The sequence below is a fragment of the Oleiphilus sp. HI0067 genome, from assembly GCF_001635735.1.
The window spans coordinates 1-818 of sequence record NZ_LWFI01001259.1 but is presented as its reverse complement, the minus strand read 5'-3'; the positions used below and the strand labels follow the sequence as shown (position 1 = coordinate 818).

General features: G+C 44.9%; 1 protein-coding gene. It reads right to left on the bottom strand.

Features of this window, described 5'->3' with window-relative positions; genetic code table 11:
- Nucleotides 1-818 (bottom strand): helix-hairpin-helix domain-containing protein (locus A3739_RS19305; protein ID WP_156502700.1); only part of this gene is annotated, 818 nt, incomplete at both ends.

The following is an 818-nucleotide window of genomic DNA, read 5'->3' as shown; positions in this document are numbered from 1 at the left end:
ATACGTTTACGCTTGGCGTCAAACTCAAGTACTTTTACTTTGACAATATCGCCCGTTTTAACCACGTCTCGAGGGTCTTTCACGAACTTGTTAGCCAGACAAGAAATGTGCACGAGGCCATCTTGATGCACTCCAATATCTACAAAGGCCCCAAAATTTGTCACGTTGGTGACACTGCCTTCAAGGATCATTCCTTCTTTTAAATCGCTTATCTCTTCGATACCCTCTTTAAAGTTTGCTGATTTAAATTCAGGTCGAGGGTCTCTACCAGGCTTCGCAAGTTCGCGCAAAATATCGTTAATGGTATGAACGCCGATGCTATCGGAAGTGAAGGCCGAGGCGTCGAGTTGTGTGACAGACGTTTCACCAATAAGTTGCACTACTTTTTTGTCTTGAGATTTGGCAATTTGTTCAACGACAGAATATGACTCGGGATGCACGGCAGAGGCATCTAGCGGATTTTCGCCATTGTTAATACGAAGAAATCCAGCGCATTGTTCGAAAGCTTTATCGCCTAAACGAGGCACTGATTTCAAATCTTCTTTAGAGCGAAAAGCGCCATATGTATCTCGGAACAAAACAATATTGGACGCTGTGTTGGCTGCGATGCCAGATACGCGTGAAAGTAAAGGTGCAGAAGCTGTATTGACGTCGACGCCAACAGCATTAACACAGTCTTCAATGACCGCGTCTAAGCTTTTTCCAAGCTTGAACTGACTTACATCGTGTTGATACTGACCAACACCAATGGCTTTGGGCTCTATTTTCACAAGCTCTGCAAGCGGGTCTTGTAACCTTCTAGCGATCGATACCGCTCC